Genomic DNA, 19,403 nt, shown 5'->3' with positions numbered 1-19,403 from the left:
CGAAGGGCTGTTACTGCTGCGCGAAGAGGCCTTCGAGCTGCTGCATCATCTGCTCAGAGGTGATCTGGCCCGTCAGCGCCTGCTGCATGGCCGTCTGCCAGGCGGTGTTGACGAATTCCGAAGTCGCCGTGTTCTGCGGCAGCACGTGCGCGAAAGGCAGGGACTGAACTGTTGCGTCGACGAAGCGGCGCTCATGCAGGGTCCAATGTTCCGAGCCGCTCTTGGTGACCGTCATCTGGCCTGTCGCCTTGTTGAATTCGACATTGTTGTCGCCTTCGGCGAGGAAGGAGATCCATTTCCAGGCGGCATCCTTGACCTCGGAACTGGAGAAGATCGCTAAGGACTCGTCGCCATAGGAGGTCCACTGGCCGCCGCCGCATTTTGGCACCGGCACGGCCGAGACCTTGTCGCCCAGCGCCTTGACGAGATCCTTGGACGAACCGATGTGGTGGATCGTCATGGCGGTCTTGCCGGCCTTGAAGGCGGCGATGATTTCCTGGAAGCCGTCATTCGGCGCCGAGGGCGGGATGACCTTGTCCTTCTGGAAGAGGTCGATCAGCCATTGATTGGCGGCGACCGCCTCCGGCTTGGTAAGGCCGCCGGGTTTCAGCTCCGCGCCTTGGGAGAGCACAAAGGCGCCCCACTGGTCCCAGCCGCCCTTGCCGCCGCGCAGGCCGAAGCCATAGACATCGGGCGCCTTGGTGAGCTTGATCGCCGCGTCGCGGAATTCCTCGCAGGTCGTCGGCGGCTTCAGGCCGGCGGCTTCGAAGAGATCGGTGCGGTAATAGAGATAGAGGACGACATATTGAATCGGCAGGTAATATTGCTGCCCGTCCGGTCCCTTGTTGATTTCGACGAGGTTGTCGAGCAGATCGGCCTTGCCCGGCCAGGCATTAATGCGTTCGCCGATCGGCTCCAATGCGCCCATCTCGACGAGGCGCGGCTGCGCGAAGAGCTTAACCATCGCCGCATCCGGCGCATTGCCGCCGACGATCGAGGTATAGAGATTGTCGTAATAGCTGTTCCAGGGAACGTTCTCGGCCTCGATCGTGATGCCGGGATTGGCCTTCTCGAACTTGGCGACCAGCTCGTCCATCGGGTTTTCGGGATTGTCGAAATGGTACCAGAAATGGACCGTTTCGGCATAGGCAGCACTTGCCGCCATGCCTGCCGCAAGCGCCACGCCGAGCGTCAGACTCTTTAAAAATTTCCTCATTTCTCTCCTCCTCCTGGCGGTCAGATACGCGCCGCCATCTCCTTTGCCTGTCGTCCTGCGGCCCCCAGCGCCTCCCGCGCTGCAGCCAGGTCGATCGTATTTTGAAGAAAACCGTGCGTGACGCCGGGGATAACGGTCACGTCTTCGCCGCGGCCGAGTGACTTCAGGCGCGCGTGCAGCAGCAGGGTGTCCGAGAGCAGCGGGTCGATTGCCGCAGCCATCAGATGCAGGGGCGGCAGCGCCAGCAGGGCTTCGTCGGAAGCGGCAAGCGGCGAGGCAAACGGATCGGCCGTCACGTTGCGATCGCCGGCATACCATTGCCAGTAGCGCTCCATCTTGCCGCGCGTCAGGCCCGGCCCTTCGGCGAATTCCGCGTAGGACGGCGTTGCGAAGTCATGCGCGAAGGTGCCGTAGAAGAGCAGCGCGCCGGCAAGCGCCGGGCGACCGGCTGCCTGCTCATGCAGCATGGCCGCAAGGGCGAGATTGGCGCCGGCAGAGTCGCCCGAGATGATGACCGGGCCCCGCTCGATCCCGAAGGCCGACGGCTCCGCCTCGATCCGGCGCAGGCAGGAGACGACATCCATCAGGCCGGCGGGGTAGGGGTTCTCCGGCGCCAGGCGGTAATCCGGCATCAGCACCGGCATGCCGGTCTGAAGCGCCAGCACGCGACCGGAGCGCTCGTGGCTTTCCGGGCTGCCGAAGGCGAAGCCACCGCCGTGCACGAATACAAGGATACCGGAAGCTCTCTTCTCCGGAACAAGCACGCGAACACGCGTGCGGGCGGCTCCGAGCCTGGCATCGGCCTCAAGCCATAGATCCTGGACGGATGCCATGACGGGAAGGTCCCGGTTCCAGCGCCGATTGTTCCTTTCCGAGATCGCTCGGCCTTCGGCTGAGGGCAACATCGTCAAATCCGGCTGCGGACCGTCCTCGGCAAGCACGCGCGCCATGAGGGCTGCCATTTCCGGCGACAGCTGGCCGGTCTTGGGAGAGGTGACCGTCATTGACTGGCATCCGGAAAGACATCGGGACCGAGATCGACAATGGTCGCGATATGATGATGAAGAGCGGCGGTCGCCCTGGCCGCATCCCCGCTTTCGATCGCCTCGATGATTGAGCCGTGGCGCAGAGCGGTCGCCATCAGGTCGCGCGGGGTCGTGCTGCGCGAAATCTTGAAGCGATGGTTATGCACCAGGCAGCGATGCAGGATGGGGTCGAGGGCAGGCAAGTTGGCATCCTGGAAGATGCGGCGATGGAAATCGCGGTCGAAGGAGGCGAGTTCCAGCTCGTCGTCCTGGCGGGCGGCCTCTTGCATGTCCTCGAAGAGCTGATGCAGATCCTTGATCAGCGTCCGGCTCGGCGCCTTCAGCACGCGCACGATACCATTGCACTCGACCTGTTGGCGCACGCGAAACATCTCGACGGCTTCGTCCTCGGTGCAGGCGGAGACCTGCGTGCCGCGATGGCCCTGGCGAAGGACGAGACCCTCTTCCTGCAACTGCAGCAGCGCTTCACGTACCGTGCCCTGGCTGCAGCCGAAATGGGCGGCGAGATCGAGCTCCGTCAGCGCCGTGCCGGCGGGCAGCGCGCCGAGCAGGATATCCCGCTTCAGCGCGTTGAAGGCGCCGGTGGATTTTGCCGGCTTTGCCGTCGCCGGTCTGCCCGGGGGTCTGGCGGAAAAATAGGACATCGATCTCGCTTCGAAGATTTCCATTTGCATGCGTTATCATTATTGATATTGATATCGATAATTGGCGTCAAGGGCCAAAAGCGCATTCGGGAGGCATGTCGTGACAGCAATCAGTTTGAGGCAGATCAGGAAATCCTACGGTTCGCTGCAGGTCATCCATGATATCGACATCGATATCGCAAGCGGCGAATTCCTGGTTCTCGTCGGCCCCTCAGGCTGCGGAAAGTCCACGCTTCTACGCATGATCGCGGGGCTGGAGGAGATCAGCGGCGGCACGCTGGACATCGGCGGCAAGGTGATGAACGACTTGCCGCCGGCCGAACGCGACATCGCAATGGTCTTCCAGGACTATGCGCTCTATCCGCATATGAGCGTGCACGAGAACATGGCCTTCGGGCTGAAGATGCGCGGTGCCGATGTCGCCCGCATCGAAAAACGCGTCGCTCAGGCGGCCGATATCCTGAAAATCGGCCCTTTCCTCGAACGCCGGCCGGCCCAGCTTTCGGGCGGCCAGCGCCAGCGCGTGGCGATGGGCCGTGCGATCGTCCGCGAACCTGCTGCCTTCCTGTTCGATGAGCCGCTTTCCAACCTCGACGCCGCGCTTCGCGTCGAGATGCGCCTGGAGATCGCCAAGCTGCACAACCGGATGAAGGCGACGACCGTCTATGTTACCCACGACCAGGTCGAAGCCATGACGCTTGCCGACCGCATCGTCGTCATGAACGGCGGCCAGATCGAGCAGGTAGGGCCACCGCTCGACCTTTACCATCGGCCGGCAAGTCTCTTTGTCGCGCGGTTCATCGGCAGTCCCACCATGAACACGATATCCGCCGATGTCCTTTCGTCGGATGAATCAGGTCTGGCGCTCAATATCCTTGGAAGACGGATATCGCTGCCACAGAGTGCGAAGCTTTCCGAGGAAAAGATCGTCCTGGGAATAAGGCCGGAGGACCTCACGGCCTGTCGGCCGGAGGCAGCCTGGTTCAGCGGCGAATTGGTCGTTGCCGAAAGGCTCGGCAGCCAGACCTATGGCTATATCGACATCGGTGCCGAAGCAATGTTGACGGTGGAATTTCCACGCAACGCGGAAATTCGCGTGGGTGAGCAGGTAGACGTCAAAGGCAATAATGATGCCGTGCATCTATTCGAGCAGAGCAGCGGCAAACGGATTGGCTGCCGCTGACGGCGTCGAGGGTCCAGGCGATCGATGTCTCCCCGAGCGGGTTTAGGCCCGTACGATCACCGGCACTCTCTGCATAATACCCAATAATTTTTCTAATGCCTGACCAAAGTTTCCTTCGTCAGGCATGCGTGGTCGAGGCATCGAAGCGGCACATGAAAGCCTTCAGACTGCGGCGGTTTCGAAAAGCCATTGCTTGAAGGCATGCATTGCCGGCGTTTCGCCTCGCGATTTCAGGGATGTCAGCCAGTAGCTTCCGCGCGAAACGAAGACATTGAACGGCTGGCGCAGGGATCCCGACGTGAGCAGCCGGTCGAACATCAAAGGCGGAGCGAGTGCGACGCCGGCACCCTGTATTGCGGCCTCGATCATCGCGAGCGAGGAATCGAACATCATGCCCTTCGCAATCGGCGGATCGCTGTTCATTCCGGCGGCTTCGAACCAGCCGGTCCACTCATCCGATCGGTAGGATCGCAGCAGCACCTCGCCGACGAGATCTTCCGGACGGTGCAGCCTCTTTGCGATCTCGGGAATGCAGAGTGCCGAAAGCGGCGCCTCGAAGAGGCGATCCGCATCCGTGTCGTGCCATGCCCCGCTGCCGAAGCGGATGGCATAGTCCAGGCCTTCCGCAGCAATGTCGACCCGGTTGTTATTGGTCGAAAGCCTGAGTTCGATATGCGGATGGCGGTCGTGAAAATGATTGAGACGAGGCAGAAGCCAACCGACGGCGAAGGTACCGACCACGCCGACGGAGAGGATATCGCGGACATACCCGCCTTCGAAACGCTCCAGCATATCGGCCATGCGGTCGAAGGAGTCGCGCACGACCGGCAGCAATGCCTCACCCTCCGCCGTCACCTTGAGGCCGCGCGGAAGGCGCTTGAACAGGCTGACCTTCAGCCGGTCTTCCAGGAGCTTCACCTGATGGCTGACGGCTGCCTGTGTGACGCAGAGTTCGATCGCGGCCCGCGTGAAGCTCAAATGCCGTGCGGAGGCCTCGAATGCGCGAAGTGCATTGAGCGGAAGATGCGGACGGACCATGATAGCCTAAAAAAATTTATATCTGATACCAAATAACGTCGTTTGTGCCTCGCTATCAAGCCCTGTACTCAAACTTCACCGGAGCGCCCGTTCCATTGAGGGGTCGGGGCAAATGCAGATGAACAGCAGCCTCGTTTCCTCAAGGACGCGGCACGGCCTTCCCTAGGCCGTGGGTGGCTGCGTGCGGAAGGGGTGTTGTCCCCTTGCGGAAGCGGAGCGCGGGATGAAGCTGATTGCACTGTTCTTGAGTCTTGCCGTCAACGCGGGATTGGTTCTCGCTCTTGCGGCCTTCGTCTTGATCGAGGATCTTGCCGCTAGCCTTCCGGACTATAACGCTCTCGCAGAGTGGCAGCCGGCGCTCACCTCGCGGCTCTATGCCGGGGACGGGACGTTGCTTGCGGAATTCGCCAGGCAAAAGCGGCTCTTCATGCCGATCGGGGCGGTGCCGCTGCGCGTCAAGGCAGCGTTCCTCTCTGCCGAGGACAAGAACTTCTATAGCCATTCGGGCATCGATCCGATCAGTATCGGCCGTGCGTTCCTGTCGAATGTCGGCAATGCCCTGTCGGGTGAGCGTCTCGTCGGCGCATCCACGATAACCCAGCAAGTCGCAAAGAATTTTCTGCTGACCGCCGACCGCACCTTCGAGCGCAAGCTGAAGGAGGCGCTTCTGGCCGTCAGGATGGACCAGGCCTTCACCAAGGACCAGGTGCTCGAGCTCTATCTCAACGACATCTATCTCGGCGCAGGGGCCTATGGGATCGCACAGGCAGCGCTCACCTATTTCGACAAAGGGGTCGACGAACTCAGCATTGCAGAAGCGGCCTATCTTGCGGCTTTGCCGAAGGGGCCGAACAACTACGATCCCATCAAGGGCCACGACCGGGCCGTTGCCCGTCGAAACTGGGTTATCGAACAGATGCAGCGCAACGGCTTCATCAGCATAGCCGAGGCGGCAGAGGCCACCGCTGAGCCGCTGCAAGTCGCGTTCAAGGAAAGACGGTCGCCGATCACCGATGCCGAGTACTTTGCCGAGGAGGTCCGGAGGTTCCTTATGACGAAGTATGGCGAGGCAGCGCTCTATACGTCCGGCCTCTCCGTCCGCACGACACTCGACCCGCTGCTCCAGCAGGCGGCGATGCGGGCCTTGCGCAAGGGGCTCATCGAGTACGACCAGGCAAAGGGATATCGCGGTCCGATCGGGCGCCTTGCACCCGGCGAAGCGTGGCCAGATGCAGTTCGCAAAATTGCCCCGCTTGACGACGTGCCGGAATGGCAGCTTGCCGCCGTTTCCAAGGTTGATGTCGATAATGTCGAATTGCGCCTCGAAGGCGGCGCCCCCTCCATCACCATGGACCGGCGGGCGATCGGCTGGGCGCTGTGCAGATTGTCGGAAGGACGCAGACTTTGCTTCAAGGACGCAACGCAGGTCTTCGCGATCGGCGATATCGTCTATGTCGAGAAGACTAGCGACGGATATCGGCTGAGACAGCCGCCGCAGGTGCAAGGCGCGCTTGTTTCGATGGAGCCGCGCACAGGCCGCGTTGTCGCCGTTGCCGGAGGGTTTTCCTACGCCCAGTCGCAGTTCAACCGGGCAACCCAGGCCTATCGCCAGCCTGGCTCTGCGTTCAAGCCATTCGTTTACGCAGCGGCACTCGACACCGGTTATACGCCGGCGACACTCGTGCTCGATGCGCCGCTTGCGATCCCTGACGGGCCGGGCCGGGTATGGCGGCCGAAGAACTATGACGGCCGCTCGGACGGGCCTTCGACGCTGCGCGTCGGCTTGGAGAACAGCCGCAACCAGATGACCGTGCGTCTTGCCCGCGCCGTCGGCATGGATGTCGTTGCCGACTATGGCAAGCGCTTCGGCCTTTATGACGATCTCAAGGAATATCTTCCGATGTCGCTTGGTGCCGGTGAAACGACACTGTTGCGGCTTGTCTCGGCCTATGCGGTCATCGCCAACGGCGGCCGGGAGGTGCATCCTTCGATGATCGACCGGATTCAGGACCGCGACGGGCGTACCATCTTCAAGCAGGACGGCAGAACCTGCGAGGCGTGCAACGCGGAGCAATGGCACGGGCAAGCCGAGCCGACGCTGGTGGACGACAAGGACTACGTGCTTGATCCGATGACCGCCTATCAGATCACGTCGATGCTGCAGGGCGTCGTCGAGCGCGGAACCGCGCGAAGCGTCAGGGTGCTCGGTGTGCCGATCGCCGGCAAGACAGGCACGACGAACGATGAAAAGGACGTCTGGTTCATCGGCTATACGCCCGAATTGGTGACCGGGGTCTTCATGGGCTACGACACCCCGCGACCGATGGGTTACGGCGAAACGGGCGGCGGCCTAGCCGCCCCGATCTTCATCGATTTCATGAAGACGGCGCTCGCCGGCCGCAAAGCACTCCCGTTCCATTCTCCTGATGGCATGGTCCTGCACCGTATAGACCGGCGCAGCGGCCACGAGACGGATGCGGTCGAGGGCTCCATTCTGGAAGCCTTCAAGCCGGGTACCGGCCCCTGCGCGGCGTCATGCGAAGTGATTGACGGCGACGGTGAGCTCGATGTTGCCGGCGGTGGAGCAGGTCTCGATGAGGACCTGCGCGACCGGCTGCTGCAAAGCACCGGCGGCCTTTACTAGTCACGCGTGCGGATCATGAATTTGGTATTCCGAAACAAATCCGCGCATGTCCGCATCGCATTGTTGATGTCGGTCTTCTGCGCCGCCTTCCTGATGGTCATCGGCCGTCTGATCTATCTCGGCTTGCTTGCGCCGCCGCCTTCCCAGGAGGTGCCCAGGAATATTGAGAACGGACGGCCGGCGATCCTGGACAGAAATGGCCAGGTTCTGGCGATGGATGTGCCGGTCACCAGTGCTTTTGCCGCCCCGCGCTTCATCGTCGATGTTGATGAGGCGGTGGAGCGCATCACGGCGGTCCTTCCTGATCTCGACCGACGGGAGCTTTATCACCGACTGTCATCCGATGCCCACTTTGCTTGGATCAAGCGGCATATCACGCCATCGGAGGAGCAGGCGCTGTGGAATGCAGGCATTCCCGCCCTGAGCTTTCAGAAGGAGAAAAGGCGCTTCTATCCGAATGGGACGCTCGCTGCGCATGTGCTCGGCACAGTGAATATCGACAATGTCGGCATATCCGGTCTTGAGAGATGGATCGAAACGGATGGGCTTTCGACCCTTCGCCAAAGCGGCATGGATCTTTCCAGCGAGGCACTTGCCCCTGTCGTCTCGACCATCGACATTCGCGTCCAGCACGCGCTCGAAGCGGAGATCGAGAGAGCGATGAGGAAATATGACGCGAAGGCCGGTGCGGGGCTCGTTCTCAATGTCGAGACGGGCGAGGTCTTTGCGCTCGCATCCCTGCCCAGCTTCGATCCCAACGACCCCGCCGATGCGCTGAAGCCGGACCGGATCAACCGCATCGCGGCCGCTGATTTCGAGATGGGCTCGACATTCAAGGCGCTGACGACGGCGATGGCGCTCGAATCCGGCCAGTTCTCGATCCGCTCGATGATTGACGCAAGCAGGCCGCTCGCCTTCGGCCGCATGAGGATCCACGACTTCCAGGGCAAATACAGGCCGCTTTCGCTGCCCGAAGCCTTCATCTATTCATCCAATATCTCGATGGCCAAGATGGCGATGGCGGTCGGCAAGGAGCGCCACCGGTTGTTCCTGCGGCAATTTGGGCAGATGGATGTGCTGCGCACGGAACTGCCCGAGACGGCCATTCCAATTCTTCCGAAGCGATGGAACGACGTCGAAATCGCGACCGCCTCCTTCGGCCACGGGATCGCCGTGACGCCGCTTCAGGCAAGCATGGGCGTGGCGGCGCTGATCAATGGCGGGCGTCTGATCAGGCCTACCTTCATCAAGGCGTCGCCGCTCGCGCCGCGTCTGATCGCCTCGGATCTCATCGGGCCGCAGACCGGCGAGGTGATGCGCTATCTCTTCACGTTGAACGCAGAGGTCGGCTCAGCGAAAAACGGCCGGGTCGACGGCTATCTGATCGGCGGCAAGACCGGTACGGCCGAAAAGGTCGTTGCCGGCCGTTATTCGAAGACGCTGAACATTACTTCCTTTATGGGCATCGTTCCCGCGGACGATCCGAAATTCCTGCTGCTCACCATACTCGACGAACCGAAGGCGCTGCCGGAAACCTACGGCTTCCGCACCGCCGGCTGGAACGCAGCCCCCCTTGGTGGCGCCGTCTTCGGCCGGGTGCTCCCACTTCTCGGTGAGTTGCCCTCATTTGACGCGCGGCCCGATCCTTTCCATGCGCTGCGCTAACGGCTATGTGGCTGCAACAAGAGGTGGGACGACGGCTGGAGCCTATCGTTTCTGATCTGCTCCTAGGGCGGCTCCGCTTTCCATAGAAGCGCAGAACCGCTCTAACCATTTGTTTTTACGTAAATTGTTTTAGCTCGAGCGGCCGGTGCGAAGGCTCAAGGGGAACTGCGCCGGATCATCGTTCCATGGATCGAATACGACAGCGCCCGAAGGCCTGGTGTCTCTCACATTGCGTGTCACAAGGCAGAGATCATATTCAATCGCCGTTGCGGCCAGCATGGTGTCAATGACGGGCGGTGGATGACCAGTGGTCCGCTTTACCTCGCCGGAAATCCGTCCCCAGTGTCGAACGGCGCGATCGGTGAGTGACAATACTCGCTCTCCGAAGCGCCCGGCCAATGCGTCGCGTGCGGCCATATAGCGAGGTCGGTCGGGGTGATCTTCTGCAAGATTGTGAATGCCCTTGTCGTATTCCACGAGAGTCAGGACGCTGATGTAGAGTGTCTCTTCGGCCTGTTGCGCGGCCCAGGATTTAACCGATGGCGCTCCCTGCGGATTGATCAATGCGGCCACCACATTAGTGTCGAGCAGCCAGCCCCTCAAAGTTCAATATCCCGGCCGAAGTCCGGCTCGCGTTCAAGATCGAGTCCGTCTAGATGAAGGCTCTCCATGAACTGCACGAATGGCATCCTGGCCTTTTGGGGTGCAAGTCGCTCGAATTCCTCGACGCTCATTACCACGACGGCATCGTGCCCGCGGATGGTGACGCGTTGCGGCCCATCCTCGCGCGCTTGCCGCACGACTTCGCTGAAGCGTGCCTTCGCGTCCTGAAGTTTCCAGCGTCCCGCCAGCGGCCGGCCTTTTGCTCTTGTCAGTTCCGTGTGTTTTGCCATCGCTCGCGACCTAGTCAGATAGTCAGTTATATAATGCATCACCGGCCAATGTGCCAGCTGTTGCTTGGCGGAGCCGCATGCGGTCATGCTGCCTTGCTATGCGTCCGGCCCGCCTGGTCGAGATAGGCATCGAAGGCGGCGGCCACTGCACGGATGACGAAGCCACGATCCTGCCGGACCCGGATGACGCCGTCCTGAAGATCGAGCACGCCGTCGGCTTCCAGCATCTTGAGCTTCGTGTTGTCGTCGAGCAGCGGTCCCGCTTCGAATCCGTGGGCGGCGGCAACCGCGGGAATGTCGACCCGGAAATCGCACATCAATCGTTCGATGACAGTGGCGCGCAACCGATCTTCTGCCGTCAATCGGTACCCCTTGAGGGTTGCCAGCCGTCCCGATGCGATGCGTTGCGCATAAGGGCCGGGCGCCACCTCGTTCTGCACGTAGCCCTCATGCAGGCGACCGATCGCCGAAGCGCCGAGGCCGATCAGCGTCTTGCAGCCGTCCGTCGTATATCCCTGAAAGTTGCGATGCAGCCTTCCCATCGTCTGTGCGACGGCCAGATCATCATCCGGCAGCGCATAGTGATCGAGACCGATGCGCTGATATCCGGCCTCGACGAGCGTATCGGCGATCGCCTCAGCCTGCGCGTCGCGGGCCTTTGCATCCGGCAGGACCTCCTCGTTGATCAGCCGCTGATGCTTCTTGAAGGAAGGAATATGAGCATAGCCAAAAACGGCAAAGCGCTCAGGCCGCATGCGGATGGCGGTTTTCACCGTTTGGACGCAGGATGCGACTGTCTGATGCGGCAAGCCGTATATAAGGTCGAAGTTGACGCTGCCGACGCCGGCCTTGCGCAGCCCGGTCACGGCTTTTTCCGTTTGCCTGACCGTCTGGATTCGATTGATCGCCTTCTGGACCACCGGATCGAAGCTCTGAACGCCCAGGCTCGCGCGGTCGACACCACCTTGTCCAAGCGCCACCGTCATTTGGTCGTCGAGCGTCCGCGGATCGATTTCAACAGCGATCTCGGCTGCCGCGCCGACGCCAAAAGAAGTGCGCAGCAATTCCATGAGCTCAAGGAATTCCTTCGGCTGCATGATCGTCGGCGTGCCGCCGCCGAAATGGATATGGTTGATCTTCAGCCGCTCAGGGATCATGCCCGAGACCATGCGGATCTCATCGCGCAGCGAGTCGAGGTAGTCGAGGATCGGCTGGTCGCGCTGGGTGATCGTCGTGTGACAGCCGCAATACCAGCACATCGAGCGACAGAACGGAATATGGAGGTAGAGCGAGGCAGGTGTGCTGGCTGTCGTCGCGCCCAACCAATCGCCGTATGTTCCCGGCCCGATGGTCGGCGAAAAGCCCGGCGCGGTCGGATAGCTGGTATAGCGCGGCAGGCGCGCCTCGCCATATTTTTCGATAAGAGCCTGTGACATGCGGTCTCCTTTGTTCGTTTCAATCGAAACACCCTAGGAGAGCTTGATCGTCTTAACATTGCGCAAGCTCAATGAACCGGCCGGTTTCGGCGTCTTCAGCGCCGACGTCGCGATCGCATCGGGACATTCTCCACCATCGAAACCACGCCAGTCAGCAAGACCATTCAGCCAGGATCGGCCCCGCAATTTGCGCAACGTCAAAGAAGCGGTCTCTGCATCAGCTTAAGCAGTGATCACGGAAATCCCGCAAGATTTCCATATCAAGGAGAAAGTGATGCATATTCTTTCGACAAAACATATTGCTGTTGCGACTTTACTGGCGGTCTTTGCGGTGCCGGCCATGGCAGCCGATTTTGAAGTCCACATGCTGAATAAAGGCGCTGATGGCGCGATGGTGTTCGAGCCTGCCCTTACCAAGGTTGGCCCGGGTGACACTGTCACTTTCATCCCGACGGACAAGGGGCACAATGCGGAAACGGTCAAGGATATGATCCCCGATGGCGCGCCTGCCTTCAAAAGCAAGATGAACGAGACGCTCAAGGTGACGTTCGACGTTCCCGGTGCATATCTCGTCAAATGCACTCCCCATTTTGCCATGGGTATGGTTGGGCTCATTGTCGTGGGCGATGCGCCTGCCAATCTCGAGGTGATCAAGGCCGGGAAGCTGCCGAAGAAGGCGCAGGAGAGGATCGAGGCGGCGATCGCCCAAATTGGCCAATAGCTTGACTGCACCGGCGAACGGGACCGGAGATCGATCCCGTTCGCTCATCGAAGCGGTTTGCCAAAGACACTATTTTGTTAGATGTCAGAAATGCTGACGAGAGGTATTTTGCTGGTAGTCGCAGCCTGTTCTTTGCCAGGCTGACAGTTATGGTGACCTGATTATGAAGGCGATGGTGCTTGAAGAGACAGGCGCTCCCTTGCGCCTGATTGAGCGCCCTGATCCCTTGCCCGGAAAGGGTGAGCTCATGCTGCGGGTGGAGGCCTGTGCCGTCTGCAGGACCGACCTCCATGTTTTCGACGGCGAACTGCCGAACCTGAAGCTTCCGCTCGTTCCCGGGCATGAAATCGTCGGGATCGTCGAAGCGGTCGGGGACGGTGTGGAGCCTTCACGGATCGGGCACAGGGTCGGTGTGCCCTGGCTTGGCCACACATGCGGATGCTGCTCCTTCTGCCAGACGGGCCAGGAGAACCTTTGCGATCAGCCGCAATTCACGGGATACACGCGCGACGGAGGTTTTGCGACGCACGTCGTCGCGGATGCCGACTATGCCTTCGCTCTCGACGAGGATGCCGATCCGGTTGCACTGGCGCCGCTTCTTTGCGCCGGTCTCATCGGATGGCGTTCGCTGAAAAAGGCCGGTGACGGCAGAAGGATAGGGCTGTATGGCTTCGGTGCGGCGGCTCATATCATTGCGCAGATCTGCGTCTGGCAGGGGCGGGAAGTCTGCGCCTTTTCGCGCCCCGGAGACGAGGCGGCGCAGCGTTTCGCACGCGATCTCGGCGCTACCTGGGCTGGCGGCTCGGACGAGGCTCCGCCTGTCTTGCTCGATGCGTCAATCATCTTTGCGCCGGTTGGCAATCTCGTCCCGGCGGCATTGAAGGCCGTCAGAAAGGGCGGCCGTGTCGTTTGCGGCGGAATCCACATGAGCGACATTCCTGCAATGCCCTATGCGCTCCTCTGGGGCGAACGATGCGTGGTCTCGGTTGCGAACCTGACGCGCGAGGATGCTGCAGAATTCTTGCCGATCGCTCGGCAGGCGAATGTGAAGACACACACGGTTATCTATCCGCTGAGTGAAGCCAATGCCGCGTTCGGCGATTTGCGCGCGGGTCGTCTGAGCGGTGCGGCCGTTCTAAAGCCCGACTAAAGCCTGTCGCGTGAAAAGAGATTCACGCGACAGGCTTTAGATTGTTGTTTTCATGCATGTCGTTGCCGCAAAACGCTGCACACTTTTGCGCGACATGCATTAGATGGTTGCCTAAATCGGGACCGAGCGTCTCATCAGACGCGCGGCGCTGCAGGCGCCATGCTACGACGATCGCGACCCGGCGAATTGCCGTAGAGGTAGTTCGCGGGCAGCCCGAGCCGAAGACATGCCTGTACAGGAGGAACCGAAGGAAGTGCGATCTCGTCGGCCACACCTCCGACCGACCGCAGAAAGATGTCCTCACCTGTACGCAGTCCATGAACAGACCCGAGCCCGAGACGCTCGCGAACCCATTGAGGTGTGATATCGACCGCGGCGCGGACCATGATCCTTTGGAGCGGTCCAAATGGTCTGGGGAGGATCGCGGCTTGCTGCATTATCTCGAGGAACTCGAAGATGATCGGCGACCTCTCCAGTCGCTTTTTCATGGATTCCAAAAGTCGCTCCCATTCGCTGAGCGAAGTCGGTGCATTGACGGCTCCATAAAGTCGGGCAGCCTCCCGCCCCTCCGAAAAGAGATGCGAGAATTCTTCGCGGCCAAGTGGCGAGACATAGCGGCTGTAGGCCTTGGCGAACCCGAAGGTGGCCGTTGCCTGTACCCAGTCAAGAAGAGGCGTGTCGTTTGCGTGGTAAAGCTCGCCGGCAGGCGTTGTTCCAGATACGGTTTCATGCCGGCGCACGACGCCGGCGATCATCTTCTCGGCCGCACTGCGAGGCCCGTAGACAGTAATCATTGCTGCAAGCCCGGTGCGCTGCAGTCTCCTCATCGGAGCAGTTCGGAAAGAGCTGTGCTCCCACACGCCTGTGCGGACAGCAGGTTCCGCCAATTCCAGGATGACGGCCGCGATCCCCCCGACGACCAGGGAGACCGGGTTCTTGAAGATACGCCACGAAATGGAGTCGGGGCCGACAAGCGCGCGCTCGCCGGCAGGCTGGGTGAAGTCGAAATTTGGCCGGTCCTCAGGAAACATCAGTCGGACAGCCAAAGCATCGAGGTGGCGGACGATCTGTGATCGAAAGCCGTGCTGGAACAGAGTCCTCATTCGGCCCTACGCTTCACCCTTTCGGCTTCCTCGGTGTCCGCGCGGCCGCTTGAGACGGCAGTTGTGGTCGTCGAGATCGGGTCGGACGCCGGGAAGGTGTCCTCCAGTCCCTTATCGAGCTCACCTTTCTTGTCTCGCTTGCGCGAAGCGGCTCGCTCCTGTTCCACGGATTTGACGGCAGGCGATTTCTTGTCAGGCATTGGATATTCTCCCTTCATGCTCTGTAAGGTAATCCCTGCTGCCGCTCTCGGTTCCATGCGCAGCTTGGGCGTCAGCTTTCGAATCTGGACCGGTCCCGGTCATCCGCAAATGTCTCTGCAGCCCTATAACCAGGCGCGAGCCGAGTGCGCACCGCATATGAGAAATGGCGATAGGACGTTGGCAGAAACGCTTCCTGTGGCGCAGCCCGCAGTCTATGTAGATCAGATCGGATCGACGCTTTCGAAATTCTTAGGAAGGTGCGGATGGCCGCGAATGCAGGATCGCCGACGCTGTTATCGCTGAAGAGCGTCAGCAAGCACTATGATACTGCGGAAGGCAGGCTCGACGTCTTGAGCGAGATCGATCTGACCCTCGATAGCGGCCAGAGTCTTGCCCTGACGGGCGAGTCCGGAAGTGGCAAAAGCACCCTGTTGCACCTCGCCGCCGGGCTGGATCGTCCGGATGCAGGACAGATCGAAGTGGCGGGACAAGCCGTCTCCGAAATGGATGACAAGGGAAGGGCGCGGGTTCGCCGCAGCCTCGTCGGGCTTGTATTCCAGCAATACAACCTTATCCCCTCTCTCGATATCGCCGCGAACCTATCTTTCCACGCTCGTCTCGCCGGGCGATCGGATCCTTCCTGGGAGGCGACCCTGGCGGACAGGCTCGGCCTGAGTGCGCTTCTCACACGCTATCCGGAACAGCTTTCCGGCGGCCAGCAGCAGCGCGTTGCCATCGGGCGCACGCTTGCGATGCGCCCTCCATTGATCCTTGCGGATGAACCGACCGGAAACCTCGACGAGGTGAACGGCGATGCGGTTCTGTCACTGATGCTCAGCCTAATCTCTGAAACGAGAGCGGCGCTGTTGATGGTGACCCATTCGGCCAAGATAGCCGCTCGCCTCGACCGGCAGGTCAGGCTGACCGGCGGGCGGATCGTCTGATGGTTGCGTCAGGACTCGTGGCCCTGCTTTCCCATTGGCGGCGTCATCCGTTCCAGCTTGCCATGCTCTTTCTTGGGCTGTCGCTTGCCACGGCGCTGTGGTCGGGCGTGCAGGCCATTAATGCGGAGGCGAGGGCAAGTTATGATCGCGCAGCCGCCCTCCTTGGCCAGGATCGCTTCGATCAGCTCCTTCCGGCATACGGCGAGGACGTTGCGGACGACGTGTTTGCCCGCTTGAGCCGCGCAGGCTGGCGGGTTTCGCCCGTCCTCGAAGGAGACTGGAGGGTGGGAACGGTCCGCATCCACCTGATCGGGATCGAGCCGGTCAGTCTTCCCAAGGGCGCGCAGGCAGGCGCTCTCGGACAGGCATCGGATCTGCTGGCTTTCATCACGCCGCCCGGCCTTGTCTATGTCTCTCCCTCGACTGCCCGCGCACTGGAGCGAGAGCCGACGCCGCCGCTGCATCTTGCCGCGGACATGCTTCCGGGAACGGCGATTGCCGATATCGGCATAGCCCAACAGCTCCTCAACAGGCCGGGGCGGATATCCCGCTTCATCGTCTCGCCGGATCAACCGATGGGGCGCCAAGAGCTTTCGGCCGTCGCGCCTGACCTCGTTTTGCGCAAGCCCGAGGCATCCAGCGACATCAGCCGCCTGACCGACAGTTTCCATCTGAATCTGACCGCTTTCGGATTTCTCGCCTTCGCCGTCGGCCTCTTCATCGTCTACTCGACGATCGGTCTCGCCTTCGAGCAGCGGCGTACGACTTTCCGGACGCTGCGCTCTCTCGGGATTCCCGCATCGACCCTGATGGGTTTGCTGCTCTTCGAGCTTGCCACGTTTGCGCTGTTGGCAGGGATCATCGGCGTGGCGCTCGGCTATCTCCTCGCTTCGTTTCTTCTTCCGGGGGTCGCAGCGACGCTGCGCGCGCTGTACGGTGCAAGTGTCGAGGGTGCTCTGGCGTTCAGGCCCGCATGGATCGCAAGCGGACTGGCGATTGCTGTCCTCGGTACCCTTGTCTCAGCCGCACAGAGCCTTTGGCGTATTGCCCGCATGCCGCTGCTTGCTCCCGCACAACCGCGGGCTTGGGCGATGGCGTCTCAACGCGATCTGGTGGTTCAAGGCGTGGCGGCGGTCACGCTGTTCCTTGCAGCGGGCGCTTTGAACGTCTGGGGAAGCGGCCTTGTCATGGGCTTTGCCGTGCTTGGCTGCTTGCTCCTTGGAGCTGCCCTGCTCCTTCCCGGGCTGATTGCGCTGTTCCTTCTCGTGATGGCGGCCGTGTCCTCCAGGCCCGTGGCCGTGTGGTTCTGGGCGGACACGAAGCAGCAGCTCCCCGGGCTTGCACTGGCCTTGATGGCGCTCCTCCTGGCGCTGTCGGCAAATGTCGGTGTCGGCACCATGGTCGCGAGCTTCAGGTCCACGTTTACAGGCTGGCTCGACCAGCGACTTGCCGCCGAACTCTACATGATGGCGCGCAATGATGCGGAGGGCGATGCGCTGGCCGCCTGGCTGAAGCCGCGCGTTGACGCGGTTCTGCCCATATGGAGCAGCGAGGGGGAAATCGAAGGCCAACCCGGCCAGGTCTTCGGTATTGTCGACCATCCGACGTATCGGAACAACTGGCCGTTCATTCTGGCGGAGCCCGATGCCTGGGAACAGATCTCAAAAGGCGACGCCGCATTTGTCAACGAACAGCTCTATCGCCGTCAGCATCTCGACCTTGGGGACACGGTATCGCTTCCGGGTGGCTGGAAAGTGAAGGTGGCAGGCGTATACTCCGACTACGGAAATCCCACCGCCCAGGCGATTGTCAGCCTTTCCGCCCTCATCCGGCATTTTCCGGAGGTGCCGCGGCTCCGGTTCGGAGTGAGGATCGACCCCGCCAAGGTCCATCTCCTGAAAGAGGCTCTCACACAGCAGTTCGGTCTGCCGGCGCAGAACATCACCGACCAGGCGGCACTGAAACGCCGGTCGATCGAGATTTTCGAGCAGACCTTCTCAGTGACTGCCGCCTTGAACGTGCTGACGCTGACGGTCGCCGGGATCGCCCTCTTTGCCAGCATGACGACATTGTCAGGAATGCGTTTGCCGCAACTCGCGCCGATCTGGGCCATGGGGCTCACTCGAAGGCAGCTTGCTCTTCTCGAGCTTTGGCGTACGCTTTTTCTCGTCGCAATCACGCTCGTCCTGGCGGTGCCCGTCGGTCTCGTTCTTGCGTGGGTGTTGCTTGCGGTGGTGAATGTGGAAGCCTTCGGATGGCGCCTGCCGCTGCTCATATTTCCCGCGGATTGGGTTCGTCTCGCCGGCTTGGCTCTTGTCGCAGCACTTCTGTCAATCGCTGTTCCTCTGATACGGCTTTCGAAGGTGACGCCATCCATGCTTCTCATGGTCTTTTCCAATGAACGGTAGGCTGCCAGCTATTTTCGTAGCACTGCTATGCCTGTTCGGAAGCGCGAATGCCCAGGGTTTCGCGGGACTTGGAACCAGGGCGGAAGGTTTTTCCATAGCGAAGCCGGGTGTCGAGTTACAGTTTCCGCGAGATCATGGAGCGCATCCCGATTTCCGTATCGAATGGTGGTATGTGACGGCCAACCTCAGAGGGGCCGATGGCCTCAATTACGGGGCACAGTGGACCTTGTTCCGCTCGGCGGTCGCTCCGCGCGAGAGTGCAGGCTGGTCCAGTCCGCAGGTCTGGATGGGCAACGCCGCCGTTACCACCCCCGACAAGCAGTTCTCGACCGAGCGCATGGCGCGTGGCGGCGTGGGCCAGGCGGGCGTGACGACGTCTCCGTTTTCAGCCTGGATCGACGAGTGGACGATGGCGGCGCACCAGCCTTTCGCCTCAGGCGACGAGCTCAACCATTTGACGATGTCGGCAAGTGGCGCGGACTTCGCCTATGAGCTGAAGCTTGATGCCAATGGTCCGATCGTGCCGCAGGGCGAGCGCGGCTATTCTGTGAAGTCCAAGGAAGGTCAAGCCAGCTATTATTATTCACAGCCGTTCTATGCCGTTTCCGGAACGTTGCACCTGCCGGATAGGAATGTGGCGGTCACCGGCAAGGCTTGGCTGGACCGGGAATGGTCGAGCCAGCCGTTGGCCTCAAACCAGACCGGCTGGGACTGGTTCTCCCTCCACTTCGACGACGGGGAGAAGCTGATGGCGTTCCGCCTTCGCGATACATCCGGCGGCGGCTTCACGTCCGGCACATGGATATCTGCAGAAGGCAAGCCTTCTCCTCTAGCGGCCGATGAACTCAAGATCACGCCGCTGGACACCGCGACTGTCGCCGGCAGGAAGGTTCCGGTCCGATGGCAACTGGAACTGCCGAGCCGAGGGTTGGACGCGACGGTTAAGGCGCTCAATGACGGCGCATGGGTCGCAACCCAGTTTCCATATTGGGAAGGGCCGATACGAATATCCGGGAGCTCGACGGGACTGGGCTACCTGGAAATGACCGGCTACAGATAAGTTTAAAGGCCGAGGGCGCCTCGGGCGCTCTCAACCACTTCGAACGTTCCT

17 protein-coding genes are annotated in these 19,403 nt (G+C 61.2%); 8 read left to right on the top strand and 9 right to left on the bottom strand.

The window, feature by feature from the left end; genetic code table 11:
• Positions 1-10 precede the first annotated feature (10 nt).
• The 3 genes from AAE029_RS09735 to AAE029_RS09725 are packed head-to-tail and all read right to left on the bottom strand — an operon-like array spanning position 11 to position 2,906.
• A complete protein-coding gene (locus tag AAE029_RS09735; protein ID WP_371072626.1) occupies positions 11-1,216 on the bottom strand; it encodes a sugar ABC transporter substrate-binding protein in 1,206 nt (401 codons plus the stop codon).
• A gap of 20 nt (positions 1,217-1,236) precedes the next feature.
• Positions 1,237-2,220 (bottom strand): alpha/beta hydrolase, encoded by a 984-nt coding sequence (locus AAE029_RS09730; RefSeq protein ID WP_371072625.1) that lies wholly within the window; start codon positions 2,218-2,220, stop codon positions 1,237-1,239.
• Positions 2,217-2,906, bottom strand: coding sequence for a GntR family transcriptional regulator (locus tag AAE029_RS09725; RefSeq protein WP_371072624.1), 690 nt, complete (start codon positions 2,904-2,906; stop codon positions 2,217-2,219). The genes AAE029_RS09730 and AAE029_RS09725 overlap by 4 nt, the downstream gene beginning before the upstream one ends.
• Before the next feature lie 100 nt (positions 2,907-3,006).
• Between AAE029_RS09725 and AAE029_RS09720 the strand changes: the two genes are divergently transcribed.
• The gene (locus tag AAE029_RS09720) at positions 3,007-4,089 is read left to right on the top strand and encodes an ABC transporter ATP-binding protein (RefSeq protein WP_371072623.1); all 1,083 of its coding nucleotides are present in this window, start codon (positions 3,007-3,009) and stop codon (positions 4,087-4,089) included.
• 162 nt (positions 4,090-4,251) lie between these two features.
• Here the strand turns inward: AAE029_RS09720 and AAE029_RS09715 are convergent, their stop codons facing one another.
• Positions 4,252-5,127 (bottom strand): LysR substrate-binding domain-containing protein, encoded by an 876-nt coding sequence (locus tag AAE029_RS09715; protein ID WP_371072622.1) that lies wholly within the window; start codon positions 5,125-5,127, stop codon positions 4,252-4,254.
• A 223-nt stretch (positions 5,128-5,350) separates the two neighbouring features.
• Here AAE029_RS09715 and AAE029_RS09710 point away from each other — a divergent pair, with 223 nt between their 5' ends.
• Entirely contained in the window at positions 5,351-7,771 is a 2,421-nt protein-coding gene (locus AAE029_RS09710) for a penicillin-binding protein 1A (protein ID WP_371072621.1), read from the top strand.
• A 15-nt stretch (positions 7,772-7,786) separates the two neighbouring features.
• Positions 7,787-9,436: a peptidoglycan D,D-transpeptidase FtsI family protein gene (locus tag AAE029_RS09705; protein WP_371072620.1), complete on the top strand. Its 1,650-nt coding sequence runs from the start codon at positions 7,787-7,789 to the stop codon at positions 9,434-9,436.
• Between the two features lie 129 nt (positions 9,437-9,565).
• Here AAE029_RS09705 and AAE029_RS09700 read toward each other — a convergent pair whose 3' ends face one another.
• From AAE029_RS09700 to hemN, 3 genes are all read right to left on the bottom strand, one after another.
• Entirely contained in the window at positions 9,566-10,039 is a 474-nt protein-coding gene (locus AAE029_RS09700) for a type II toxin-antitoxin system VapC family toxin (RefSeq protein ID WP_371072619.1), read from the bottom strand.
• Positions 10,036-10,329 (bottom strand): type II toxin-antitoxin system Phd/YefM family antitoxin, encoded by a 294-nt coding sequence (locus AAE029_RS09695; RefSeq protein WP_371072618.1) that lies wholly within the window; start codon positions 10,327-10,329, stop codon positions 10,036-10,038. The genes AAE029_RS09700 and AAE029_RS09695 overlap by 4 nt, the downstream gene beginning before the upstream one ends.
• An 83-nt stretch (positions 10,330-10,412) precedes the next feature.
• Positions 10,413-11,765, bottom strand: coding sequence for an oxygen-independent coproporphyrinogen III oxidase (gene hemN / locus AAE029_RS09690; protein WP_371072617.1), 1,353 nt, complete (start codon positions 11,763-11,765; stop codon positions 10,413-10,415).
• 274 nt (positions 11,766-12,039) lie between these two features.
• Here hemN and AAE029_RS09685 point away from each other — a divergent pair, with 274 nt between their 5' ends.
• Both AAE029_RS09685 and AAE029_RS09680 read left to right on the top strand, forming a co-directional pair.
• The gene (locus tag AAE029_RS09685; RefSeq protein ID WP_371072616.1) at positions 12,040-12,486 is read left to right on the top strand and encodes a pseudoazurin; all 447 of its coding nucleotides are present in this window, start codon (positions 12,040-12,042) and stop codon (positions 12,484-12,486) included.
• 163 nt (positions 12,487-12,649) lie between these two features.
• Entirely contained in the window at positions 12,650-13,636 is a 987-nt protein-coding gene (locus AAE029_RS09680) for a zinc-dependent alcohol dehydrogenase family protein (RefSeq protein ID WP_371072615.1), read from the top strand.
• A gap of 134 nt (positions 13,637-13,770) precedes the next feature.
• Here the strand turns inward: AAE029_RS09680 and AAE029_RS09675 are convergent, their stop codons facing one another.
• Positions 13,771-14,739 (bottom strand): oxygenase MpaB family protein, encoded by a 969-nt coding sequence (locus AAE029_RS09675; RefSeq protein WP_371072614.1) that lies wholly within the window; start codon positions 14,737-14,739, stop codon positions 13,771-13,773.
• Positions 14,736-14,939 carry a hypothetical protein gene (locus AAE029_RS09670; protein WP_371072613.1) on the bottom strand — a complete coding sequence of 68 codons (204 nt, stop codon included), beginning with the start codon at positions 14,937-14,939 and terminating at the stop codon, positions 14,736-14,738. Before AAE029_RS09670 ends, AAE029_RS09675 begins: the two co-directional genes overlap by 4 nt.
• 264 nt (positions 14,940-15,203) lie before the next feature.
• Here AAE029_RS09670 and AAE029_RS09665 point away from each other — a divergent pair, with 264 nt between their 5' ends.
• The 3 genes from AAE029_RS09665 to AAE029_RS09655 are packed head-to-tail and all read left to right on the top strand — an operon-like array spanning position 15,204 to position 19,352.
• Positions 15,204-15,884, top strand: a complete 681-nt coding sequence (locus AAE029_RS09665) for an ABC transporter ATP-binding protein (protein ID WP_371072612.1) — start codon at positions 15,204-15,206, stop codon at positions 15,882-15,884.
• Entirely contained in the window at positions 15,884-18,292 is a 2,409-nt protein-coding gene (locus AAE029_RS09660) for an ABC transporter permease (RefSeq protein ID WP_371072611.1), read from the top strand. The genes AAE029_RS09665 and AAE029_RS09660 overlap by 1 nt, the downstream gene beginning before the upstream one ends.
• Positions 18,282-19,352 carry a lipocalin-like domain-containing protein gene (locus tag AAE029_RS09655; RefSeq protein WP_371072610.1) on the top strand — a complete coding sequence of 357 codons (1,071 nt, stop codon included), beginning with the start codon at positions 18,282-18,284 and terminating at the stop codon, positions 19,350-19,352. Before AAE029_RS09660 ends, AAE029_RS09655 begins: the two co-directional genes overlap by 11 nt.
• Positions 19,353-19,403 lie beyond the last annotated feature (51 nt).

It is taken from the genome of Sinorhizobium sp. CB7, from assembly GCF_041357635.1.
Lineage (GTDB): Bacteria > Pseudomonadota > Alphaproteobacteria > Rhizobiales > Rhizobiaceae > Rhizobium.
This window is presented reverse-complemented; position numbering and strand designations above follow the sequence as displayed.